The organism is Ruegeria sp. O4 (assembly GCF_056535125.1).
In genome coordinates this window covers 1-17,946 of the sequence record NZ_JBQERO010000005.1, presented here as the reverse complement: position 1 = coordinate 17,946, position 17,946 = coordinate 1, and the positions used below count along the sequence as shown (strand labels likewise).

At 56.3% G+C, this 17,946-nt stretch carries 17 protein-coding genes and 1 pseudogene; 9 read left to right on the top strand and 9 right to left on the bottom strand.

What is annotated here, in order from left to right:
* Positions 1 to 21: 21 nt before the first annotated feature.
* Genes ACR0J7_RS08335 through ACR0J7_RS08315 form a run of 5 tightly spaced genes read left to right on the top strand, consistent with a single transcriptional unit; the run spans position 22 to position 4,821 of the window.
* Positions 22 to 621, top strand: a complete 600-nt coding sequence (locus ACR0J7_RS08335; RefSeq protein ID WP_480481716.1) for an amino acid synthesis family protein — start codon at positions 22 to 24, stop codon at positions 619 to 621.
* The gene (locus ACR0J7_RS08330; protein WP_480913855.1) at positions 593 to 1,381 is read left to right on the top strand and encodes an alpha/beta fold hydrolase; all 789 of its coding nucleotides are present in this window, start codon (positions 593 to 595) and stop codon (positions 1,379 to 1,381) included. The genes ACR0J7_RS08335 and ACR0J7_RS08330 overlap by 29 nt, the downstream gene beginning before the upstream one ends.
* Complete coding sequence (locus ACR0J7_RS08325) at positions 1,378 to 2,295, top strand: flavin reductase family protein (protein WP_480773524.1); 918 nt, start codon at positions 1,378 to 1,380, stop codon at positions 2,293 to 2,295. The genes ACR0J7_RS08330 and ACR0J7_RS08325 overlap by 4 nt, the downstream gene beginning before the upstream one ends.
* 3 nt (positions 2,296 to 2,298) lie before the next feature.
* Positions 2,299 to 3,333, top strand: coding sequence for an LLM class flavin-dependent oxidoreductase (locus tag ACR0J7_RS08320; RefSeq protein ID WP_480913853.1), 1,035 nt, complete (start codon positions 2,299 to 2,301; stop codon positions 3,331 to 3,333).
* 9 nt (positions 3,334 to 3,342) lie between these two features.
* The gene (locus ACR0J7_RS08315; protein ID WP_480899531.1) at positions 3,343 to 4,821 is read left to right on the top strand and encodes an aldehyde dehydrogenase; all 1,479 of its coding nucleotides are present in this window, start codon (positions 3,343 to 3,345) and stop codon (positions 4,819 to 4,821) included.
* 61 nt (positions 4,822 to 4,882) lie between these two features.
* Here ACR0J7_RS08315 and ACR0J7_RS08310 read toward each other — a convergent pair whose 3' ends face one another.
* From ACR0J7_RS08310 to ACR0J7_RS08280, 7 genes and pseudogenes are all read right to left on the bottom strand, one after another.
* On the bottom strand, positions 4,883 to 6,619 hold the full coding sequence (locus ACR0J7_RS08310) for a SulP family inorganic anion transporter (protein ID WP_480831663.1): 1,737 nt from the start codon (positions 6,617 to 6,619) through the stop codon (positions 4,883 to 4,885).
* A 135-nt stretch (positions 6,620 to 6,754) separates the two neighbouring features.
* The gene (locus ACR0J7_RS08305; protein WP_480913851.1) at positions 6,755 to 8,437 is read right to left on the bottom strand and encodes a bifunctional protein tyrosine phosphatase family protein/NAD(P)/FAD-dependent oxidoreductase; all 1,683 of its coding nucleotides are present in this window, start codon (positions 8,435 to 8,437) and stop codon (positions 6,755 to 6,757) included.
* 15 nt (positions 8,438 to 8,452) lie between these two features.
* Positions 8,453 to 9,337, bottom strand: a complete 885-nt coding sequence (locus ACR0J7_RS08300; RefSeq protein WP_209504912.1) for an MBL fold metallo-hydrolase — start codon at positions 9,335 to 9,337, stop codon at positions 8,453 to 8,455.
* Positions 9,338 to 9,429: 92 nt separating this feature from the next.
* Positions 9,430 to 10,050, bottom strand: coding sequence for a hypothetical protein (locus tag ACR0J7_RS08295; RefSeq protein WP_480913850.1), 621 nt, complete (start codon positions 10,048 to 10,050; stop codon positions 9,430 to 9,432).
* 150 nt (positions 10,051 to 10,200) lie between these two features.
* Complete coding sequence (locus ACR0J7_RS08290) at positions 10,201 to 10,866, bottom strand: Crp/Fnr family transcriptional regulator (RefSeq protein WP_480899525.1); 666 nt, start codon at positions 10,864 to 10,866, stop codon at positions 10,201 to 10,203.
* The gene (locus ACR0J7_RS08285) at positions 10,863 to 11,333 is read right to left on the bottom strand and encodes an Rrf2 family transcriptional regulator (RefSeq protein WP_480476276.1); all 471 of its coding nucleotides are present in this window, start codon (positions 11,331 to 11,333) and stop codon (positions 10,863 to 10,865) included. Before ACR0J7_RS08285 ends, ACR0J7_RS08290 begins: the two co-directional genes overlap by 4 nt.
* 296 nt (positions 11,334 to 11,629) lie before the next feature.
* Positions 11,630 to 12,337, bottom strand: a pseudogene (locus tag ACR0J7_RS08280) (IS6 family transposase).
* Between the two features lie 200 nt (positions 12,338 to 12,537).
* On the opposite strand from ACR0J7_RS08280, the gene ACR0J7_RS08275 reads away from it, so the two are divergent.
* Positions 12,538 to 13,350: an SDR family oxidoreductase gene (locus ACR0J7_RS08275; RefSeq protein WP_480505776.1), complete on the top strand. Its 813-nt coding sequence runs from the start codon at positions 12,538 to 12,540 to the stop codon at positions 13,348 to 13,350.
* A 36-nt stretch (positions 13,351 to 13,386) separates the two neighbouring features.
* On the top strand, positions 13,387 to 14,229 hold the full coding sequence (locus ACR0J7_RS08270) for an SDR family NAD(P)-dependent oxidoreductase (protein ID WP_480899523.1): 843 nt from the start codon (positions 13,387 to 13,389) through the stop codon (positions 14,227 to 14,229).
* Between the two features lie 257 nt (positions 14,230 to 14,486).
* Here ACR0J7_RS08270 and ACR0J7_RS08265 read toward each other — a convergent pair whose 3' ends face one another.
* Positions 14,487 to 14,720, bottom strand: a complete 234-nt coding sequence (locus ACR0J7_RS08265; protein ID WP_480773609.1) for a type II toxin-antitoxin system RelE/ParE family toxin — start codon at positions 14,718 to 14,720, stop codon at positions 14,487 to 14,489.
* A gap of 56 nt (positions 14,721 to 14,776) precedes the next feature.
* Positions 14,777 to 15,022: a type II toxin-antitoxin system ParD family antitoxin gene (locus ACR0J7_RS08260; RefSeq protein WP_209504385.1), complete on the bottom strand. Its 246-nt coding sequence runs from the start codon at positions 15,020 to 15,022 to the stop codon at positions 14,777 to 14,779.
* Positions 15,023 to 15,400: 378 nt separating this feature from the next.
* Between ACR0J7_RS08260 and ACR0J7_RS08255 the strand changes: the two genes are divergently transcribed.
* Positions 15,401 to 16,597, top strand: coding sequence for an adenylate/guanylate cyclase domain-containing protein (locus ACR0J7_RS08255; protein ID WP_480607943.1), 1,197 nt, complete (start codon positions 15,401 to 15,403; stop codon positions 16,595 to 16,597).
* A gap of 74 nt (positions 16,598 to 16,671) precedes the next feature.
* Positions 16,672 to 17,820: a hypothetical protein gene (locus ACR0J7_RS08250; RefSeq protein WP_480607946.1), complete on the top strand. Its 1,149-nt coding sequence runs from the start codon at positions 16,672 to 16,674 to the stop codon at positions 17,818 to 17,820.
* Positions 17,821 to 17,946: the final 126 nt, after the last annotated feature.

Below are 17,946 nucleotides of genomic sequence, written 5' to 3'. Positions count from 1 at the left end.
GAGCGCGACAGGAGAGCTTTGATGCAACCGGAAATACGTAAGATTGTCACCTACGATGAGGAGGTCCTTGTCGAGGGCTTCCAAGCCGCCAAAACCCCATGGCGCATGTTTGCCGTGGCCGCAGTGGTTCACAACCCCTGGGCAGGACGGTTTGTGGAAGACCTTAAACCCGAGATACAAGCCTATGGCCCTGTTCTGGGTGAGATGATGACGAAACGCATGATCAAACTGGCCGGGAGTGGAGAGGCAATCGAAGCCTATGGCAAAGCCGCTGTGGTCGGGCTGAATGGTGAGGTCGAGCACGCTTCGGGCCTTATTCACACCTTGCGATTTGGTAATCACTACCGAGAGGCCGTCGGCGCGAAATCCTATCTGGCGTTCACCAACACACGTGGCCCGGCAAACGCACCGATCATGGTGCCGTTGATGGATAAAAACGATGCTGGGCGGAGGTCGCACTACCTGACAATTCAGTTCTCGATTTCTGACGCACCGCGCGATGACGAAGTTGTGGTCGTATTAGGCGCAGCAACCTCGGGCAGACCGCACCACCGTATCGGTGACCGCTATCAGGATCTTAAGGATTTGGGCCATGACCTGGACAACCCGGCCGCGGTCTGAGATCGGCGGGCTGGCGGCCATCCAGACCGGTTCGGGTCAGAATATCCTTCTGTTGCATGGTGTTGGCTTGCGGGCTGAAGCCTGGGGCGCGCAATTGGACGGGCTGGCTTCTGAAGGTTGCATGACCGCTCCGGACATGCCCGGACATGGAAACAGCCCTTTGGCTGACATGAGGTTGGGGTTGTCGGCGTACACCGAAGCGGCACGGGGTGTTCTGGACTGCCTGAGTGGTCCGGTCGTTTTGGTGGGCCACTCGATGGGGACCATGATCGCGCTGGATCTTGCCGCCAAAGCGTCAGACCGGGTATGTGGGATCGTCGCATTGAACGCGGTTTTTGAGAGAGACGCGAATGCGGCACAGACCGTGCGCGACCGTGCGGCGCAGCTGGATGGCAAGACGATCGCTGATCCCACCAGCACATTGCATCGATGGTTCGGAGACGTCGCCTCGGCCGAGCGCGATGCCTGCCGTAGTTGGCTGACGGCGATGGACCCGGCTGCGTATAAAACGGCCTATTCCGTCTTCGCCCACAGTCAGAGCCCCCGACGCGACGCGTTGGAGAAACTAAGCTGCCCGGCGCTTTTTCTAACCGGCAGTCTTGAACCCAATTCGACCCCGGAGATGTCACGCGCCATGGCGGACACCGCAATGAGCGGACGCGCGCAAATCATTGAAGGCGCTGCACATATGATGCCAATGACGCACGCACCTCAGGTCAACGCCGCCATTTCCAGCTTTCTGAGTGAGCTGCGCCAATGACCGCGCTTGATCCTCGTGACCTTCGTCGTGCTTTTGGACGGTTCATGACCGGTGTAGCGGTTGTGACGACGCGCGATGACACAGGCAATCCACTCGGCTTTACGGCCAATTCCTTCACTTCGGTTTCTCTCGACCCGCCGCTGCTTTTGGTTTGTCCGGGAAAAAACCTGTCTTCTTATCACGAATTCGCAACCTGCGCCCGTTTCGCGGTGAACATTCTGGCCGAGGGGCAGGAAGATGTATCCAATACGTTTGCCGGGTTCAAAGGTGATCGATTTGCCAAAGTCGATCACTGCTTTGATACGCACGACGTCCCTTTGATCAGAGGGGCAGTCGCAACGTTTTCCTGCCGCACTCATCAGGTTGTCGAAGCCGGGGACCATTGCGTTTTGATCGGTCAGGTCGAAACGTATTCTCAGGACGATGCCCCCGGGCTTGGCTATGCGAACGGGCAGTATTTCAGCCTCGGGCTGGAACGTGGCGCGCTGGAACCATCCGGGCGAAACGTGGTCTGCGGCGCAATCATCGAACAGGACGGGCACGTCTTGCTGGAGAAAACAGAAGCCGGTTTCCGTCCGCCGCAAGTCACGCTGTCAGATCGGCAAGATTTGCGAAACAGCCTTGTGCAAGACCTGACGGCTAAAGGTGTCGATGCACGCCTTGGGGTTGCGTATTCCGTCTATGACGATGCCAACACGCATCATGTTTACATTCTTGCGTCTGCGCCGTCCCTGCCCCGGCATGGCACTTTTCAGGCAATCGCAATCAAAGACCTGGCGACCCTGCCATACGCGTCAGCACCCATCGCGACCATGATGGCTCGTTTTGCGCTGGAAAGCCGAACCCGCAATTTCTCGCTTTATCTGGGTGACGCCCAGCGGGGCGATGTGCACAGCCTGTCGGAAAGGACCTGACGAATGGAGTTTTCCCTTTTTGCCCATATGGAACGGCTGGGCCCCGAAGAGCCGCATGAGAAATTGTATGAAGAGTTCATCGAGCTGTGCAAGATGGCTGATCAGGCAGGGATGCGTGCGGTCTGGACTGGCGAACATCACGGGATGGATTTCACCATCGCACCCAACCCGCTGATGTCGCTGGTGGATATCGCGCATCATACCAAAAACGTGCGCCTTGGCACCGGCACTGTGATCGCGCCGTTCTGGCATCCGATCAAACTGGCGGGCGAAGCAGCCGCAGCGGATATCATGACCGGAGGCCGGATCGAGCTGGGCATAGCGCGCGGGGCCTACTCTTATGAATACGAGCGGCTTATGCCCGGTCTGGACGCATGGACCGCCGGTCAGCGAATGCGAGAGATCGCTCCTCTGCTGCCCAAATTGTGGGAAGGCGACTGCGCGCATGACGGAGAGTTCTTTCAGTTTCCCGCCACCAGTTCGGCCCCAAAGCCGGTGCAACCCGACGGGCCGCCCATCTGGATTGCCGCGCGGGATCCGAACAGCCACGAGTTCGGCGTTCAGAACGGGTTCAACATTCAGGTCACCCCGCTGTGGCAAGGTATCGAAGAAATTGAGACACTGATGACTCGCTTTGAGACCGCCTGCGCCAATCACGGCGGAGCGCGCCCCAAGATCATGCTGCTTCACCACACCTATGTCGGGCGCGATGACACTGAACTGGATCAGGCTGCGCGGGATTTGTCCCGGTTTTACAACTATTTCGGCGCGTGGTTCCAAAACAAGCGACCAGTCCGACAGGGATTGATTCAGGCGCTAACCGAAGAAGAAATGGCAGCCAACGCAATGATGGCACCCGAAAATCTGGCGCGCGATCTGACAATCGGCACGGCGGACGGGGTAACAGAACGTCTGAAACGCTATGAAGACCTTGGATATGATGAATACTCGTTTTGGATTGACAGCGGCATGAGCTTCGAACGCAAACGCGCATCCCTTGCCCGTTTCATCGACGATGTAATGCCAAAGTTTCAGTGAGGGGCCGCAATGCACCAGAAGCCACATTACCAGCTATTTATCGACGGCACTTGGACCGAAGGCGCACGTGGGCAAGTGATGGCCTCGTTGAATCCGGCAACGGGTGAGGAATGGGCCAGTTTCGCCTGTGCCGCACCCGAAGACGTAGAGCGCGCCGTTTCCGCGGCGCGCCGGTCACTTGATGATCCGGCGTGGCGGGACATGACACAAACTGCACGTGGCAAACTGTTGTTCCGGCTTGCAGAACTGATCGAACAGAACGCAGGACGCCTTGGTGAGATCGAGACGAAGGACAGCGGCAAGCTGCTAGCGGAAACCGCGACCCAAACGGCATATGTCGGCGATTACTACCGCTACTATGCGGGGTTGGCGGACAAAATCGAAGGCGCGGTCCTGCCGATCGACAAACCGGACATGCATGTCTTTACGCGGCGCGAGCCCATTGGCGTGGTGGTCGCAATTGTCCCCTGGAACGCGCAGATGTTTCTCACGGCTACCAAGCTTGGGCCAGCTCTGGCCGCGGGGTGCTCGGTTGTGCTGAAGGCATCAGAGATTGCGCCCGCCCCAATGCTGGAGTTCGCCCGCTTGATCGACAAAGCGGGATTCCCACCCGGCGTCGTTTCCGTCATTACCGGGGACGCAGAAAACTGTGCGATCCCTCTCACCCGACATCCTGACGTAGACCGGATCGCATTCACTGGCGGCCCGGAAACGGCGCGTCAAGTGGTGCGCAACTCGGCTGAGAACTTTGCCGTAACCACGTTGGAATTGGGTGGAAAATCCCCAATCATAGTATTCGATGATGCCAATCTGGATGGTGCGGCCAACGGACTGATCGCGGGCAATTTCGGCGCTTCGGGTCAAAGCTGCGTCGCAGGATCGCGCGGGTTGATCCATCGTCCCCTTATGGAATCTCTTATCGCCAAGATCGAAGAAAAGATGTCGGGCATAGTCATCGGCGATCCATTGGAACCTGAAACCCATATTGGCCCGCTGTGCACCAATTCCCAGATTGTCAGAATTCAGGCGACACTGGCCAAGGCCAGGGAACAGGGTGCCCGTATTCGTTTCGGGGGCGCGCCACTGGATCGGTCTGGTCATTTCATGGCCCCAACACTGGTGGAATGCACCAGTGCCGAGACAGAGACCCTGAAGGTCGAAATGTTCGGTCCCGTCATGTCCTTGCTGCCCTTCGACACTGAAGAAGAGGCAATCAACCTGGCCAATGACACGCCATTCGGGCTTGGCTCGGGTATCTTCACCGAAAATGTCGCCCGTGCTCACCGTGTTTCATCCCGCCTGAAATCGGGCATCTGCTGGATCAACACCTACCGCGCCGTCTCACCCATCGCGCCCTTTGGCGGCTTCAACCAATCCGGTTATGGCAGGGAAGCGGGATTAGAGGCCATTCACGACTACACGCGGACCAAGACCGTTTGGCTGAATACATCGGACAAACCGATGTCGAACCCCTTTGTTATGCGCTGAGGTGATCTGCAACACGATCAGCATAACCCAAGGGGCGCTTATCTGAATGCGGCGGCTCCTGTTACTCTGCCGCCGTTCTCACCCTCTCCGGCGCGGTCAACCGCTGCCAAGCGTCGTACTGGGCCAGAAAGATTTGCCCGTTGAGGTCGTCGAGGAAATGCGATTGTTTCAAGCGGTCCATGACGGGGCCTTTGACCTCGGACAGGTGCAGACCAACGCCCATGTCACGCAGGCGGTGGTTGATGGCCTCAAGGCTTTCGAGGGCCGAAAAGTCGACCTCGTTCACCGCCGAGAACATCAAAACCACGTTGCGGATTTCGCAGCCCTCGGTCACACGCGCCTGAATCAGGTCTTCGAGGAAACGGGCGTTCACGAAATACAGGCTTTCATCCACCCGCAGCGTCACCAGTGACGGCTCGGTGTCGACCTTGTGGCGATTGATGTTGCGGAAGTGTTGCGTACCCGGCACAAGCCCGACCTCGGCCACATGTGGGCGCGAGGTTTTGTAGAGATGCAGAAGGATCGAAATTGCCACGCCGCTGGCCACGCCGGTTTCGACCCCGGCCAACAAAGTCAGGACGATGGTGGCGGCCACCGCTGTAAAATCGGCGCGCGAATATCCCCAGGTCTTTTTCAGGATTGACAGGTCCACAAGGCTCAGCACCGCAACAATGATCGTCGCGGCCAGCGTGGCCTTGGGCAAAAAGTACACCAGCGGTGTCAGGAACAGTGCGGCGATCGCCAGACCACCAGCGGTATAGATGCCTGCCGCCGGGGTTTCCGCCCCCGCATCGAAGTTCACGACCGAGCGTGAGAACCCACCGGTGACCGGAAAGCCGCCGGTAAATGCCGCGCCCAGGTTGGCTGCGCCCAGACCGATCAACTCCTGATCGGGGTCCACGCGCTGGCGTTTCTTGGCAGCCAGCGTCTGCGCAACCGAGATGCTTTCGACGAAACCGATGATTGAGATCAGGATCGCTGGCACCAGCAATGCACCGATGAGGTCCGGGGACAGCCCCGGCAAAGTCAGCGGCGGCAGGTTCTGAGGCACTTCGCCGACGATCTTGACGCCCTGCGCATCCAGCCCGAAGCCCCAGACGACAACCGTGGTCACCACCACGGCGGCAACTGGTCCAGCCTTGGTCAGCACGTCAGCCAGCAGGGGCGGCACCCCCATGCGCCGCAACGCGGGCTTGAGGTTCTTGCGCACCCAAAACAGGAACGCAGTGGCCAGCACGCCGATGATTACCGTCAGCCAATTGGTTTGCCCGAGGTTTTCGAAGATTGAGCCCAGCATCCCTGGCAGAGTATGCCCATGGGCGCTGACACCCAGAATGTGCTTTAACTGGCTGGTCGCGATCAGGATGCCCGATGCGGTAATGAAACCTGCGATGACAGGATGGCTGAGGAAATTGGCCAGAAAGCCCAGTCGAAAAACGCCCAGCAGCACCAGAAACCCACCCGACAGGAAAGCCAGCGTCAGTGCCGCCACCATGTATCCAGCTGTGCCCTGCTCGGCCACCTGCCCCACAGCGCTGGCTGTCAGCAGTGACACTACCGCGACAGGCCCCACCGCCAACGCCCGACTGGTGCCAAAAACCGCATAAAGGACGATCGGCAATATCGAAGCATAGATCCCGGCCTCGGGCGGCAGCCCTGCCAGCAAGGCATAGGCCAAGGACTGTGGGATCAGCATGATCGTGACGATTACAGCCGCGATCAGATCATTCGACAGCGACGCACGGCTATACCGGCGACCCCAGTCAAGAATAGGAAGGAAACGTAAAAGGCTCTGCATGGGTTCACGTCCTGAGAAAGCGGCGGCCAGAGCGTGGGAGGCTCTGACCGCCATACCTTGGCCGGTCGCACTTTTGGTGAAGGCGGGACAGGCCAGAACTTACGCCGGTTCTTCCGGTGTCAGTTTCGAAAGGAGTTAATCGGTCGCCACCTTCAATGGTTCGGGCTTGGCCAACCACTCTTTGCCCTTCAGCATCGCAGACCAGTAGATCGGCGGCAGCAACTTCTCCTTCAACAGCCACGCCAACCGGCTGGGTTTGGTTCCATCGATCAGGAATTTCGGGAAACTGGGCGTCATCACCCCACCATAGGCGAACTCGGCCAGAACGATCTTGCCGCGCTCGACCGTCAACGGGCACGAACCGTAGCCGTCATAGGCGGCAACCGGGCCACGGCCCTGAATGTCTGCTACGATATTATCGGCCACGGTCGGTGCCTGTTTACGCGCCGCCGCCGCGGTTTTGGCGTTGGGCGCGTTCATCACGTCGCCCAGCGACCAGATATTGTCAAAGCTCTTGTGGCGCAGCGTCGCCTGATCAACATCGACCCAGCCACCCGCATCCGCCAGCGGCGACACGCGAATAAAGTCCGGCGCGACCTGTGGTGGGCAGACATGCATCATGTCAAACTCGACTGTGACCAACTCGGGCTCGGCATCCGGCATTGCAACCTTAAAGGTCGCTTTTTTCGCCGCCCCATCTACCGACACCAGATTGTGAAAGAAATTCAGTGAGGCGTCGTATTTTGTGACGTATTCCATCAGCGCCGGGACATAGTCCTTGACCCCGAACAGCACGCCGCCCGCGTTCATGAACTGGATGTCGATATCCTTCAGAACGCCTCGCCGGAACCACGCATCGCCCGACAGGTACAACGCTTTTTGTGGCGCACCCGCGCATTTGATCGGCATTGGCGGCTGTGTGAACAGCGCCCGGCCTTCCTTAAGCCCTTCGACAAGCTGCCATGTGTAGGGCGCCAGATCATAGCGGTAGTTCGAGGTCACCCCGTTGCGGCCCAAGGTTTCTTCCAGCCCTTCGACCGCGCCCCAGTCCAGCTTGAGCCCCGGAGATACGACAAGACGGTCGTATTTCACCACGCGACAGCCATCCAGAATTACGGCATTGTTCTGCGGCTCGAAGGCCGCAACTGCCGCCTTGATCCACTTCACCCCGCGCGGGATCAGCGACCCCATCGTCTTGGCGGTCTGTTCTGCCGAGAAGACACCCCCGCCCACCAAAGTCCAGCCGGGCTGATAATAATGCACGTCAGACGGATCAATGATGGCGATCGACAGGTCGGATTTGCGCGCGTGCAGGCTGGCCGCAGTGGCAATACCGCCAGCCCCACCGCCCACGATAACCACATCAAAAGATGCGTCGCCCGTGTCGGTCGGCGTTTTCCCACCATTGGCAATGCGGCGGGCAACGCCGCTCATGTCATAACCGGCGACCTTGGTGGCTGACAGGATCTCGGACACCGGACGCTTGTGCGCCGCCTCGTTTAGCGACCACAGAGTGGCCGAACGCGTGCCGGTCCGGCAATAGGCCAGAACCGGACCCGGCAACTCGGTCAGCGCGCGGCCAAAGGCCTCGGCGTCTTCGTCCCTGACGATCCCGGTTTGCACTGGAACATAGCGCACCTCGAGACCCAGTTTTTCCGCTGCTACCTCGATTTCCTCGAATGTCGGCTGATCGGCACCTTCGCCATCGGGGCGGTTGCAAATGATGGCACGAAAGCCCGCGCCTTTTATCGCCTCGATGTCATTTGGCGTAACCTGCGGCGACACCGAAACTGCGCCTGATATCTTTCTGATGTCCATGGGTGCCTCTTGCGTTCAGAGCTTGTTGACTGGAACTTTGAGCATCTGGTTCCCATCCTGGTCCGTTGGAATGCCGCCCGCCCGGATGTTGACCTGAATCGAAGGTACGATCAGCGTCGGCATCGCCAGCGTCGCGTCGCGCTCGGACCGCATCTTGATGAACTCGTCCCTAGTCTTGCCACCGCCCACGTGAATGTTGTGGGCCTTCTCCTCGGCCACCGTGGTTTCCCACTGGATGTCACGCCCGTTGGGACCATAATCGTGACACATGAACAGCCGGGTTTCGTCCGGCAGGCTGAGCACCTTGTGGATCGAGTCAAATAATGTCCCCGCGTCGCCACCGGGGAAATCGGCCCGCGCCGAGCCACCGTCAGGCATGAACAACGTGTCGCCCACAAAGGCTGCATCCCCGACAACATGCACCATGCAGGCGGGTGTGTGGCCCGGCGTATGCATGGTAAAGGCGGTCATGTTGCCGATCTTATAGGTCATGCCATCGACGAACAGGGCGTCAAACTGGCTGCCATCCCGCTGAAACTCGGTGCCTTCATTGAAGATCTTGCCAAACACGTCTTGCACGATCTTGATGTTTTCACCGATGCCGATCTTGCCGCCCAGCTTTTGCTGGATGTAAGGCGCCGCTGACAGGTGGTCGGCATGGGCGTGGGTCTCAATGATCCATTCCAGCTTGAGGCCCCTCTTCTCAACCTCGGCAATCAGCATGTCGGCATGGCCAAACGTAATGCGGCCAGCGGCATAATCGATGTCCATGACACTGTCGATAATCGCACAGGAATTCGAGGTCGGGTCCGCAACGATATAACTGATTGTCGCCGTTGCCTCGTCGTAAAAACCCTGAACATCGGGTTTCACGCTCAGATCCACTGGGTAGCTTCCAATCGGCGTCGCTATCGCGTCGGCCATCTTTTGGTTGTGTATCTCGATAGACTTCTGATCATTCATGATCTTGCCTCCTAACTGGCGCGGATCCGTTACCTGTTTCCGCCGCGTGTCATCATCATTTCGTGGACGGCGTCCATGCCGCGATCCGCCATCGCGCTCACTTCGGCCGCATGGATATGCATGGCTTTGGCTATTTCCGGATCGTCGGATGTTTGCACCACTACAAACCCTTCAGAGGTCACTTCGATATCCGAGGTGATCTTGTCGCCATGTTCAAAAAATATGTCGAGGGTCGGGCTCTGAATGATGATCATCGGATCATCCTTGCGGCCCACCCGATCGATCATCCCGGCAACATGGGAGATCAGAGCATCCATGACATCCGGGTCGGAAGATCTCGTGACAGTGCGAATACCATTGGGAAGGTTTTCAACCTCGCGCGTGATCGTATCGAAATTGCGGAACATCACAGCCAGCTCGGCGCTTTCCTCGGGCGTTGCGTTCTCGCCCCGCAGCCCCGGCATGTTGACCTCGTCGTGGCCTTGCCCGTCTGCACCATGACGATGCTCTGCCCGATCACCGGCCATGCCCTGGCGATGCCCGTGCCCGAACGTCAGAAAGATGTAACTGCCAGCCGCGCCGACCAAAGCAGCAACAAGCAACGCAATGGCGATGCCGCCGAACGTCCGGGCGGGTTTGCGCTCATTCATCTTCGTCTCCTCCGTTTCTGCCAGCCCATATCCGGCCTTCACGTCAGACCTGCAATCACCTTGGCGGCTTGAAAAGTTGAGGAGTAAATATAACTTTGAAATCCTGACTTCAGTGACAAAGTCACGAAACCGGAAAATTTCCCGAAATGGTCAAGTGCTTTGCGCCAAGCGTTCCAATGCCGCCTTGTCGGTTATCGTAATGCGCCCCCGCGATTGGGTAATCATCTCGCGCTTTTGAAAGTCCTGCAAAATCCGCGAGACAACTTCACGCGCGGTGCCCAGTTCGCTGGCAAGTTGCTGATGCGTTGCCTGAATGTCTTCCCGCCCCCCGGCCAGAACCAGAAGACGTTCAGCCAGGCGAATATCCAGGTGCCCGAATGCCACGTCATCGACCACCCGCAACAGATCAATCAGTCGGCGCGAGTAGGCCTCGAATACAAACTCGCGAAATGCGTCTTCTTCCGAGATCAAACGGTCAAAGGCATGTTTCGGCAACGTCACCGCCGTTACGTCGGTTTCGGCAATACCTTCAGCGTTATATGCTTCTTCTGCCAGCATACAGGCCGTCGTCAGTACACAGCTTTCCCCCGCCTCGACCCGATAGAGCACGATCTCGCGGCCCGAATCCGAACTTTGAGAAACGCGAATCCGTCCGTCGCACAAGAACAATAGGCTGTCGGGAACGTTGTCAGGGCCGAATACCTGAGCGCCTTTTGGGCACCGCACGATACGGGCCGCTGTACGCAACCTTTCACGCACAGCTTTCGGAAGGCGACTAGTCCCGTGAAATCGCTCAGTCCAATCTAGGATTGTCATCTTGCGTTGCGCATAGGTGCCACGATGCCCTCCTCAATCGGCGCGATACGGTTTAACAACTCGTTTCTGTTTGAGGCAATGTCAGCCAGCGTCAGATCATCAAGCACAGCCATGAATGCCCCGGTCGCTTTTTGGATCGCTTGGGACAATTTACATATACCGATCAGAGGGCAGGTGTTTTTTTCAGGGTTAAAGCATTCGACCACATCCAGGGGCCCTTCGGTCAGGCGAATTACATCGCCGATCTTTATCTGTTCCGCGGGTTTAGCCAACCGGAAACCACCGCCTCTGCCGCGTGCTGTTTCCAGATACCCGGCCCGACCCAACTCGTGCACGATTTTTACAATATGCGGCCGGGCAAGGCCGTGCACCCGCACGACATCGTCAACGCGAATGCGATCTGGGGCCTTGAGCGCAGCCAGTTGCAAAGATCGCAGCGCATAGTTGGAATAGGATGTCAGTTTCATGCGTGCCTCCGGCAAAAGCTCTAGGCGCAATATAACTTATTTGCAATTTCTGTGTGTTTTCACTGACCATGTGTTTTGCTGAGGGTGAAGTCAGGCCAACTTACCTGACCTGCGCAGCGACTGGGTCGCTGACTGGGCCGCAACGGACATCACGACTTTTCTGATAAGGAAGCTGTCGACACCCGACCGGAACGGCAGTTCAATTCTCTGCAAAAAACGCTGAACAAAGACGGTATGGGTGGCGGTGCTGTCAGACGAATTCGAACCAGTCTCAGTTTGCCGCAGAAACCACGAACCTATCCAGAACAAAGCTGACGCCACTCGGCGAGAGCGGCGGTGCGTGTCAACTTGAAGTTGTCTCGGCTGGCTAGCGATCTTTCCTAGTTGAAGTGGTTGTAGACGGACGCGTGGACGGCGGCGAACTTCTGCAAACTTTGCATGTGCCTGAAACGCTGCATCGCGCGTTCTCTTCGTCGGAAAGGCAGGTGCGAGTTCTCGACGCGGTTGTTGAGCCACCTACCCGTCCTTTGTTTTTCGGTAGAGCCAAGCTTTCTGAGAGCGGCCCGGTACGATGCGAAGCGACCCGTGGCGACGGTTTCCGCCTTACCATGTCGCTTCATCAATTTCTTGAGGAATTTCAGCGCTGCAGCTTTGTTTCTGCGTTTGGCAACAACGGCCTCCGGCACCTCGCCGTCATGATCCACAGCCCGCCAAAGGTAATGCCGCTTGCCATTCACCTTCACGAAAACTTCGTCTACGCGCCACTTCCATTTGCAGTATGCTCTCAATTGCTTAACACGCATTCTTCGAATTTCAGCAGCAAACACTGGGCCAAACCTGTTCCACCAATACCGGACAGTTTCGTGGCTCACGTCGATGCCTCGCTCGTGCAACATGTCTTCGACATTCCGAAGCGAGAGCGGGAAACGGATGTACAGCATCACTGCGAGGCGGATGATCTCGGGACTGGATTTGAAATACTTGAAAGAGGCAGGATTGGTCATGGGCAAAAGCTGCGCAACCGCCCTGCCCCGCTCAAGCAAAGTTCTTCTGATAAGGCCTTTGCCCTCCTTTTGCATGGACGCAGACTTACTTCTTAAAAAAATTCCGTTTCCAGAGAATTGTGCAAAAATTTTGGAGTATAGAAAAAGAGTCACGCAGATTTCTTGAGTATTGTGCTTATAGGCACCAGGGGATCGATGATATGAAGACCATTCTAATTACCGGCGCGTCGTCTGGTATCGGCGCGGCAACGGCCGGGTATTTTCAGGCCAGGGGATGGAACGTCGTTGCCACGATGCGGACCCCTGCCAGCGGCTTGGATCTTGCCAATTTGGAGAACGTCCACCTGGCGCGGCTGGACGTGACGGATGCCAAATCAATCGCGACGGCCGTGGCAGAGGGCATCGATCGCTTTGGACAGATCGACGTTTTGCTGAACAATGCAGGCTATGGGGCCTATGGCGCGCTCGAAGCCTTTACGATGGACCGCATCCGACGCCAGTTCGACACCAACGTTATCGGCTTGATAGAGGTGACCAAAGCGGTGCTTCCGCACTTTCGTCAAAACCGTTCCGGCACGGTGATCAATATCTCGTCCATCGGTGGGCAGATCACCTTCCCACTGGGTGCGCTTTATCACGGCACCAAGTTTGCGGTGGAAGGTCTGTCCGAAGCCCTGCACTACGAGTTGGAACCGTTGGGCATACGGGTGCGTATTGTTCAGCCTGGCATGATCCAGACGAATTTCGGCGGCAGCTCGTTCGATTTTGCGATGGATGAAAATCTGTCAGGCTACACGCCGATGGCCGAAGCCATGGGGCGCCTGTTCGGCAGACTCGCATCGAACCCTTCTGCGCCAGAGACGGTTGCTGAGGTGATTTGGGACGCGGCCAACGATAGCAGCGACCGTTTACGGTATCGCGCAGGACCTGATGCCGAGGCTTTGCTGGATGCCCGCAAACAACAGGACGATGCGGCGTTCATCGGGGGCATTAAACAAAAGATGGCGCCCTGAAACACGACGTGACCCGTCATCATGAGAGGAAAAAACATGTACCAAAAAGCAGTCGAAAAAGGCGGCCTGGCCGTTGTCACCGGGGCGGCAAGCGGCGTGGGTCTCGCTGCGGCCAAACGGTTCCTGCAGGCGGGTCTGGGTGTTGTGCTGGTCGATCTTCCGGGAGAGGCGCTGGACAAGGCCGAGGCGGATTTGATCGAACTGGCGGATACGTCCCAGACGGTTCGGGCGATCCCCGCGGACGTGACCAACGCCGCAGCCATGACGGATCTCGCCGATCAGGTCTTTGAACTCGGAGAGGTGGCTGTTTTGATGAACAATGCCGGGATTGCGCTGCCGACCGGCAGTTGGGAAAACAGTGAGAACTGGCGGAAACTGATAGAGGTCAATCTGTTTGGCGTCATGAGCGGAGTGCACGCCTTCCTGCCGCGGATGATCGCCGCAGCACGCCCTGCCGTGGTTATCAACACAGGCTCGAAACAGGGGATCACCACGCCACCCGGTAACGCCGCCTATAACACCAGCAAGGCCGCTGTGAAGGTCATGACCGAGATGCTGGCCCACGAGCTGCGCGAGGCGGGTGCCGAAATCAGCGTCCATTTGTTTGTGCCCGGCTTTACCTATACGGGCATCATCCAGAAGTTCATGCCCGAAAAGCCCGCGGCGGCATGGTCAAGCGTCGAGGCCATCGACTATCTGCTGAAGCGCATGTCGAACGGAGATTTCTATATTCTCTGCCCCGACAACGATGTCTCAGAAGCCCGCGACAGGAAACGCGTCGAATGGGCCCTAGGTGATATTGTCCATAACCGGCCCGCGCTGTCGCGCTGGCATCCTGACTATGCGGATGCCTTTGCCACCCACGAGGTCTCGGAATAGCCGCTCCAAAAGTGCGGCCGTAAATGGAGCCAACGAAACTGCTATCCAAATCACAGGGCTTACACCTCGTCGAAATACCTAGCAAACATTCGTACGAAGCGCGGCATCTGAGACTTTGGGCTCAATGTCGTCGTTCTCGGCTTCGCAGCATTAAATTGGCCATAGTCAAATCCGGCCTTCGCTCCGGCTCGAAGGATACCTTGGACAATGCGATCAAATGCTGTGTGTGCAGCCCGCATTTCTGCCATTCGCCGAGACTACAAGTGCTGTTCCATATCCATACTTTGATGCAGTATTCTGATGATCGCGATCAACTCGCCTCGAATTTGATAGTAAATCGCATGCCTACCGATCAATGTCTTGAGATATCCCTCGCGGACTAAAGATGGTCTGCCCGCCTTCTTCCCCGCCGCGATATCTTCAAACGCGTCGATGATGTCGTTGGAATACACCTCGGCTCGTTCGCGTGACCATTCTTGCGCCGTGTAAATTCAAATCCCTTCGAGATCAGCTTCCGCCATCGGTGAAAGCACATATTTTTGAGATATCAGGTGCTGTTCTTCTGGCGCATGCGTTCCTGAAACGCCTCGCGGTCAAAGGCACGTGGTTCACCCGAGTTTTCACCAACGATCAATGCGTCCTTCAGCGCCTGGATTCTGGCTTCATGCTCCTCGAGAAGCCTTAGGCCTGCCCGTACGACATCGCTTGCCGAGCCGTAGCGTCCGTTGCTGACCTGAGTGTCGATGAAACCGGCAAAATGGTCCCCAAGGGACATCGAAGTGTTCTTTGCCATGTTTGCCTCCTAGATATCACATATACCAATATTCGGTATTTTTTTAATATCCCCGGATACGTGGTACAGTGGCACGTCATCGAACTGACGATGGGGTGGCATGCGGCGGATCGGAGGATCGGTCAAGCGCTGCGGCATAGCTTCACCAGACCAGACTTTCGCTGCGGTGGCAAAATTGAGCGTACGGCGAGCTGGTGGTCTGCGGATGTAGCTGGCACTCACCTCGAAGCAAATAAGCTACACGAACGCCTGATCATTGGAAAACCGCGGGAGTTGGAAATGAGAAAGCGCTAGATTTTCGATTTGGTCTCGGTATTTTTTGGTAAGCGTTAGTCGCGAACGTAACACTCTTACCATTGCATCAGAAGATGATGAATTTTGCCGCAAGATAACGAAACGCAAGCGAGTTCTAACAAGATTGCAAGACGTCTTGCAGCGATACTGGCTGCCGACGTTGCCGGATATAGTCGTCTTACCAGCATCGATGAAGAAGGCACTGCTAAAATGCTCTTAGAGCATCGATCAGTGACTGATGCGCTTATTGAGAATTTTGGTGGTCGGATTGCCAACACCGCAGGTGACAGCATTATTGCTGAATTTGCGAGCTCTGTCGAAGCGGTGCGATGTGCCGTTGAAATTCAGGAAGCAATACGGACACGCAACCTCTCGGTTCCGTCGTCTTCTCAAGTTCAGTTTCGCATCGGGATAAATGTCGGAGACGTGATCCTTCAAGATGGTGATCTTTTAGGTGACAGCGTAAATGTGGCCGCTCGACTAGAAAGCCTCGCTGAACCTGGTGGAATCTGCTTGTCTGGCGAGGTACACGACCAGATACAAGGCAAGCTATCCCTTGGATTCCGTGCCATGGGAACCAAGCGATTAAGGAACATTGATCGTCCGGTGCGCGCTTACAACGTTGAAGGCGTCCAAGATGTCAGTGTGCGTAAAGAAAATAAGCTGCGCATTCTGGCCGCGGGAGGTGCCTTTTTCGCTGCCGCCTGCTTGGGTCTTGTGTATGTTCTTACTGCTCGTGACAGCACTACAACGCTTTCTGGTGGATCGCCGCCGTGGACGTCTGAAAGCAACCTGGATGCACCTCCACTGCCTAAGATGTCTGACGTAGTTGCATCAGGCGAATGGAATGAACATTCCTATTATGCAATTTTGACATGGGGCAGTTCCTGGCAGTCAGCTGTTGCAGATGCCAAAGAGAGGGGTGGCTATTTAGCTTCCATTACATCCGAAGCTGAGAACAGTTTTGTTTTCGAACTCATTAAGAACGATGAGCGCTTGTGGGATATGCATCAGGATGGGCAAGCTTTCGGACCTTGGATCGGCACATATCAGGAGGAAGGTGCTATTGAGCCAGACGGTGGGTGGGCGCTGGTCAGCGGCGAACCGGTTACGTTTTCGAACTGGTCAGAAGGCCAGCCAAACAATCATGGCGGGAACTCGGACGTCGTTCGGTTCCACAATTACGTTCATCAGCCTTCACCGTATTGGGACGATGCAAACGGCACCGGATCATCACGAGGGTATATTCTAGAAGTTGAGCGCGTGGATAGTACTAACTGATAAAAGCGGGCCTTTGACGTTGTAAATATCAGTACATTCCAATTCTCTGAATACGGGGAACCTGAAGAAGCAAAATGCAAATATTCTTTAGACATTGGATCTTATCCGTTTTTTTAGTGTCGTCGATCATTGCGACGTCGGCAAGTGCGCAAAACGTGACGTTCCCAACGGACTTCTTTGCTGAACGCCTGCAAGGCTCTGCATGCTCGAAGTTTTTTTCTTCATCTCGCCTGAACAGTGACCTTAAGATGATTTCAGCACTAAGTTCAGCGAGCATGACGAGCACCAATTCTCTGAACGTCAACCACGATGCCTTCTCCAAAAGGTGGACAAAGCTCTTAGAAGTTTCATATGGCGCGGCGGCAAAAGGTGACGCCGCGGCCAGCAAAAAAATCTTGGGCACTCTGGTCCATCTTGGGAAAGCGAACGCCCTGCTGAATGCCCCATCATATAATAGCGCAAAGAAAGTGGAGTGCTGGAAAGGTGGCCGAAGCGACCAACCATGTCCACTGCATGTTGTGCAACACACTGGCTATACTGGCGTTGCAATGTTGTATTCGGCCATTGTGCTTGAGGAATACGCGACACCAGACCAGAAACGAATACTGGATACGTACTTTGACAAGATCTACAAGAAATTCCTTTCCCCACTGGCGTCAAACGGCGCGCAAAGTGACGGATTGTATGAATTTGGAGACTATGGTTTGGGCGTGCTTGCCTACGCTAGGTGGAAACGTGATGCATGGCTCGCCAAAAGCGAAATACGCAAGCGCCGCTCCTCTTTCATCAAAAAGATAGATGCCCAAGGCATGCTGAAAGAAAACTCATTTCGCGGCTACCGCGGCTATTGGTATCACACTCTGGGAGCAGAAAGCGCCTTTGGTTACGCGCTAGTTGCCAGAAGTTTCGGTACCGACTTTTTCAAGGACGCCAAACTTGGTCCAAGGCTTCAGAACCTTGCCAATCAAACGGTGATTGGTGGGCAGAGTTACTCTGATTTTCGCGAGCGCGCCCTGCAAAAATCTCCGAAAAATGCAATCAAGGACCCAAACGCAGAAATCCCCCACATGCATCAGTTCGCCGTTGGCTTACCGATCATCTTAAAACGGGAATATGGCTACGGGATAACAACAACGTCAGCTTACAGATCAAAGGGCCGTCTCGAAACGATCAGCAAAATAACAGGTTTCAACGCTGATTGTTACTACTCCAGTTTACGCTGAATTCGGCAGCGTATCTGTTGCAGCGTGGCACACTGTGGACGTGTCGCGGTTTGCTGCCGCTCCTTTGATAGCATTTATTGCAGCAAAGGAGACGAACTATGGGACTGAAACGGACGGACGAATTTC

Excerpts from the sequence above, each read along its gene's own strand:
- ACR0J7_RS08250 (WP_480607946.1), top strand. The coding sequence starts at position 16,672 with ATGCAAATATTCTTTAGACATTGGATCTTATCCGTTTTTTTAGTGTCG.
- ACR0J7_RS08260 (WP_209504385.1), bottom strand. The coding sequence starts at position 15,022 with ATGGCAAAGAACACTTCGATGTCCCTTGGGGACCATTTTGCCGGTTTC.
- ACR0J7_RS08285 (WP_480476276.1), bottom strand. The coding sequence starts at position 11,333 with ATGAAACTGACATCCTATTCCAACTATGCGCTGCGATCTTTGCAACTG.
- ACR0J7_RS08305 (WP_480913851.1), bottom strand. The coding sequence starts at position 8,437 with ATGGACATCAGAAAGATATCAGGCGCAGTTTCGGTGTCGCCGCAGGTT.
- ACR0J7_RS08315 (WP_480899531.1), top strand. The coding sequence starts at position 3,343 with ATGCACCAGAAGCCACATTACCAGCTATTTATCGACGGCACTTGGACC.
- ACR0J7_RS08320 (WP_480913853.1), top strand. The coding sequence starts at position 2,299 with ATGGAGTTTTCCCTTTTTGCCCATATGGAACGGCTGGGCCCCGAAGAG.
- ACR0J7_RS08310 (WP_480831663.1), bottom strand. The coding sequence starts at position 6,619 with ATGCAGAGCCTTTTACGTTTCCTTCCTATTCTTGACTGGGGTCGCCGG.
- ACR0J7_RS08270 (WP_480899523.1), top strand. The coding sequence starts at position 13,387 with ATGTACCAAAAAGCAGTCGAAAAAGGCGGCCTGGCCGTTGTCACCGGG.
- ACR0J7_RS08335 (WP_480481716.1), top strand. The coding sequence starts at position 22 with ATGCAACCGGAAATACGTAAGATTGTCACCTACGATGAGGAGGTCCTT.
- ACR0J7_RS08275 (WP_480505776.1), top strand. The coding sequence starts at position 12,538 with ATGAAGACCATTCTAATTACCGGCGCGTCGTCTGGTATCGGCGCGGCA.
- ACR0J7_RS08290 (WP_480899525.1), bottom strand. The coding sequence starts at position 10,866 with ATGACAATCCTAGATTGGACTGAGCGATTTCACGGGACTAGTCGCCTT.
- ACR0J7_RS08325 (WP_480773524.1), top strand. The coding sequence starts at position 1,378 with ATGACCGCGCTTGATCCTCGTGACCTTCGTCGTGCTTTTGGACGGTTC.
- ACR0J7_RS08330 (WP_480913855.1), top strand. The coding sequence starts at position 593 with ATGACCTGGACAACCCGGCCGCGGTCTGAGATCGGCGGGCTGGCGGCC.
- ACR0J7_RS08295 (WP_480913850.1), bottom strand. The coding sequence starts at position 10,050 with ATGAATGAGCGCAAACCCGCCCGGACGTTCGGCGGCATCGCCATTGCG.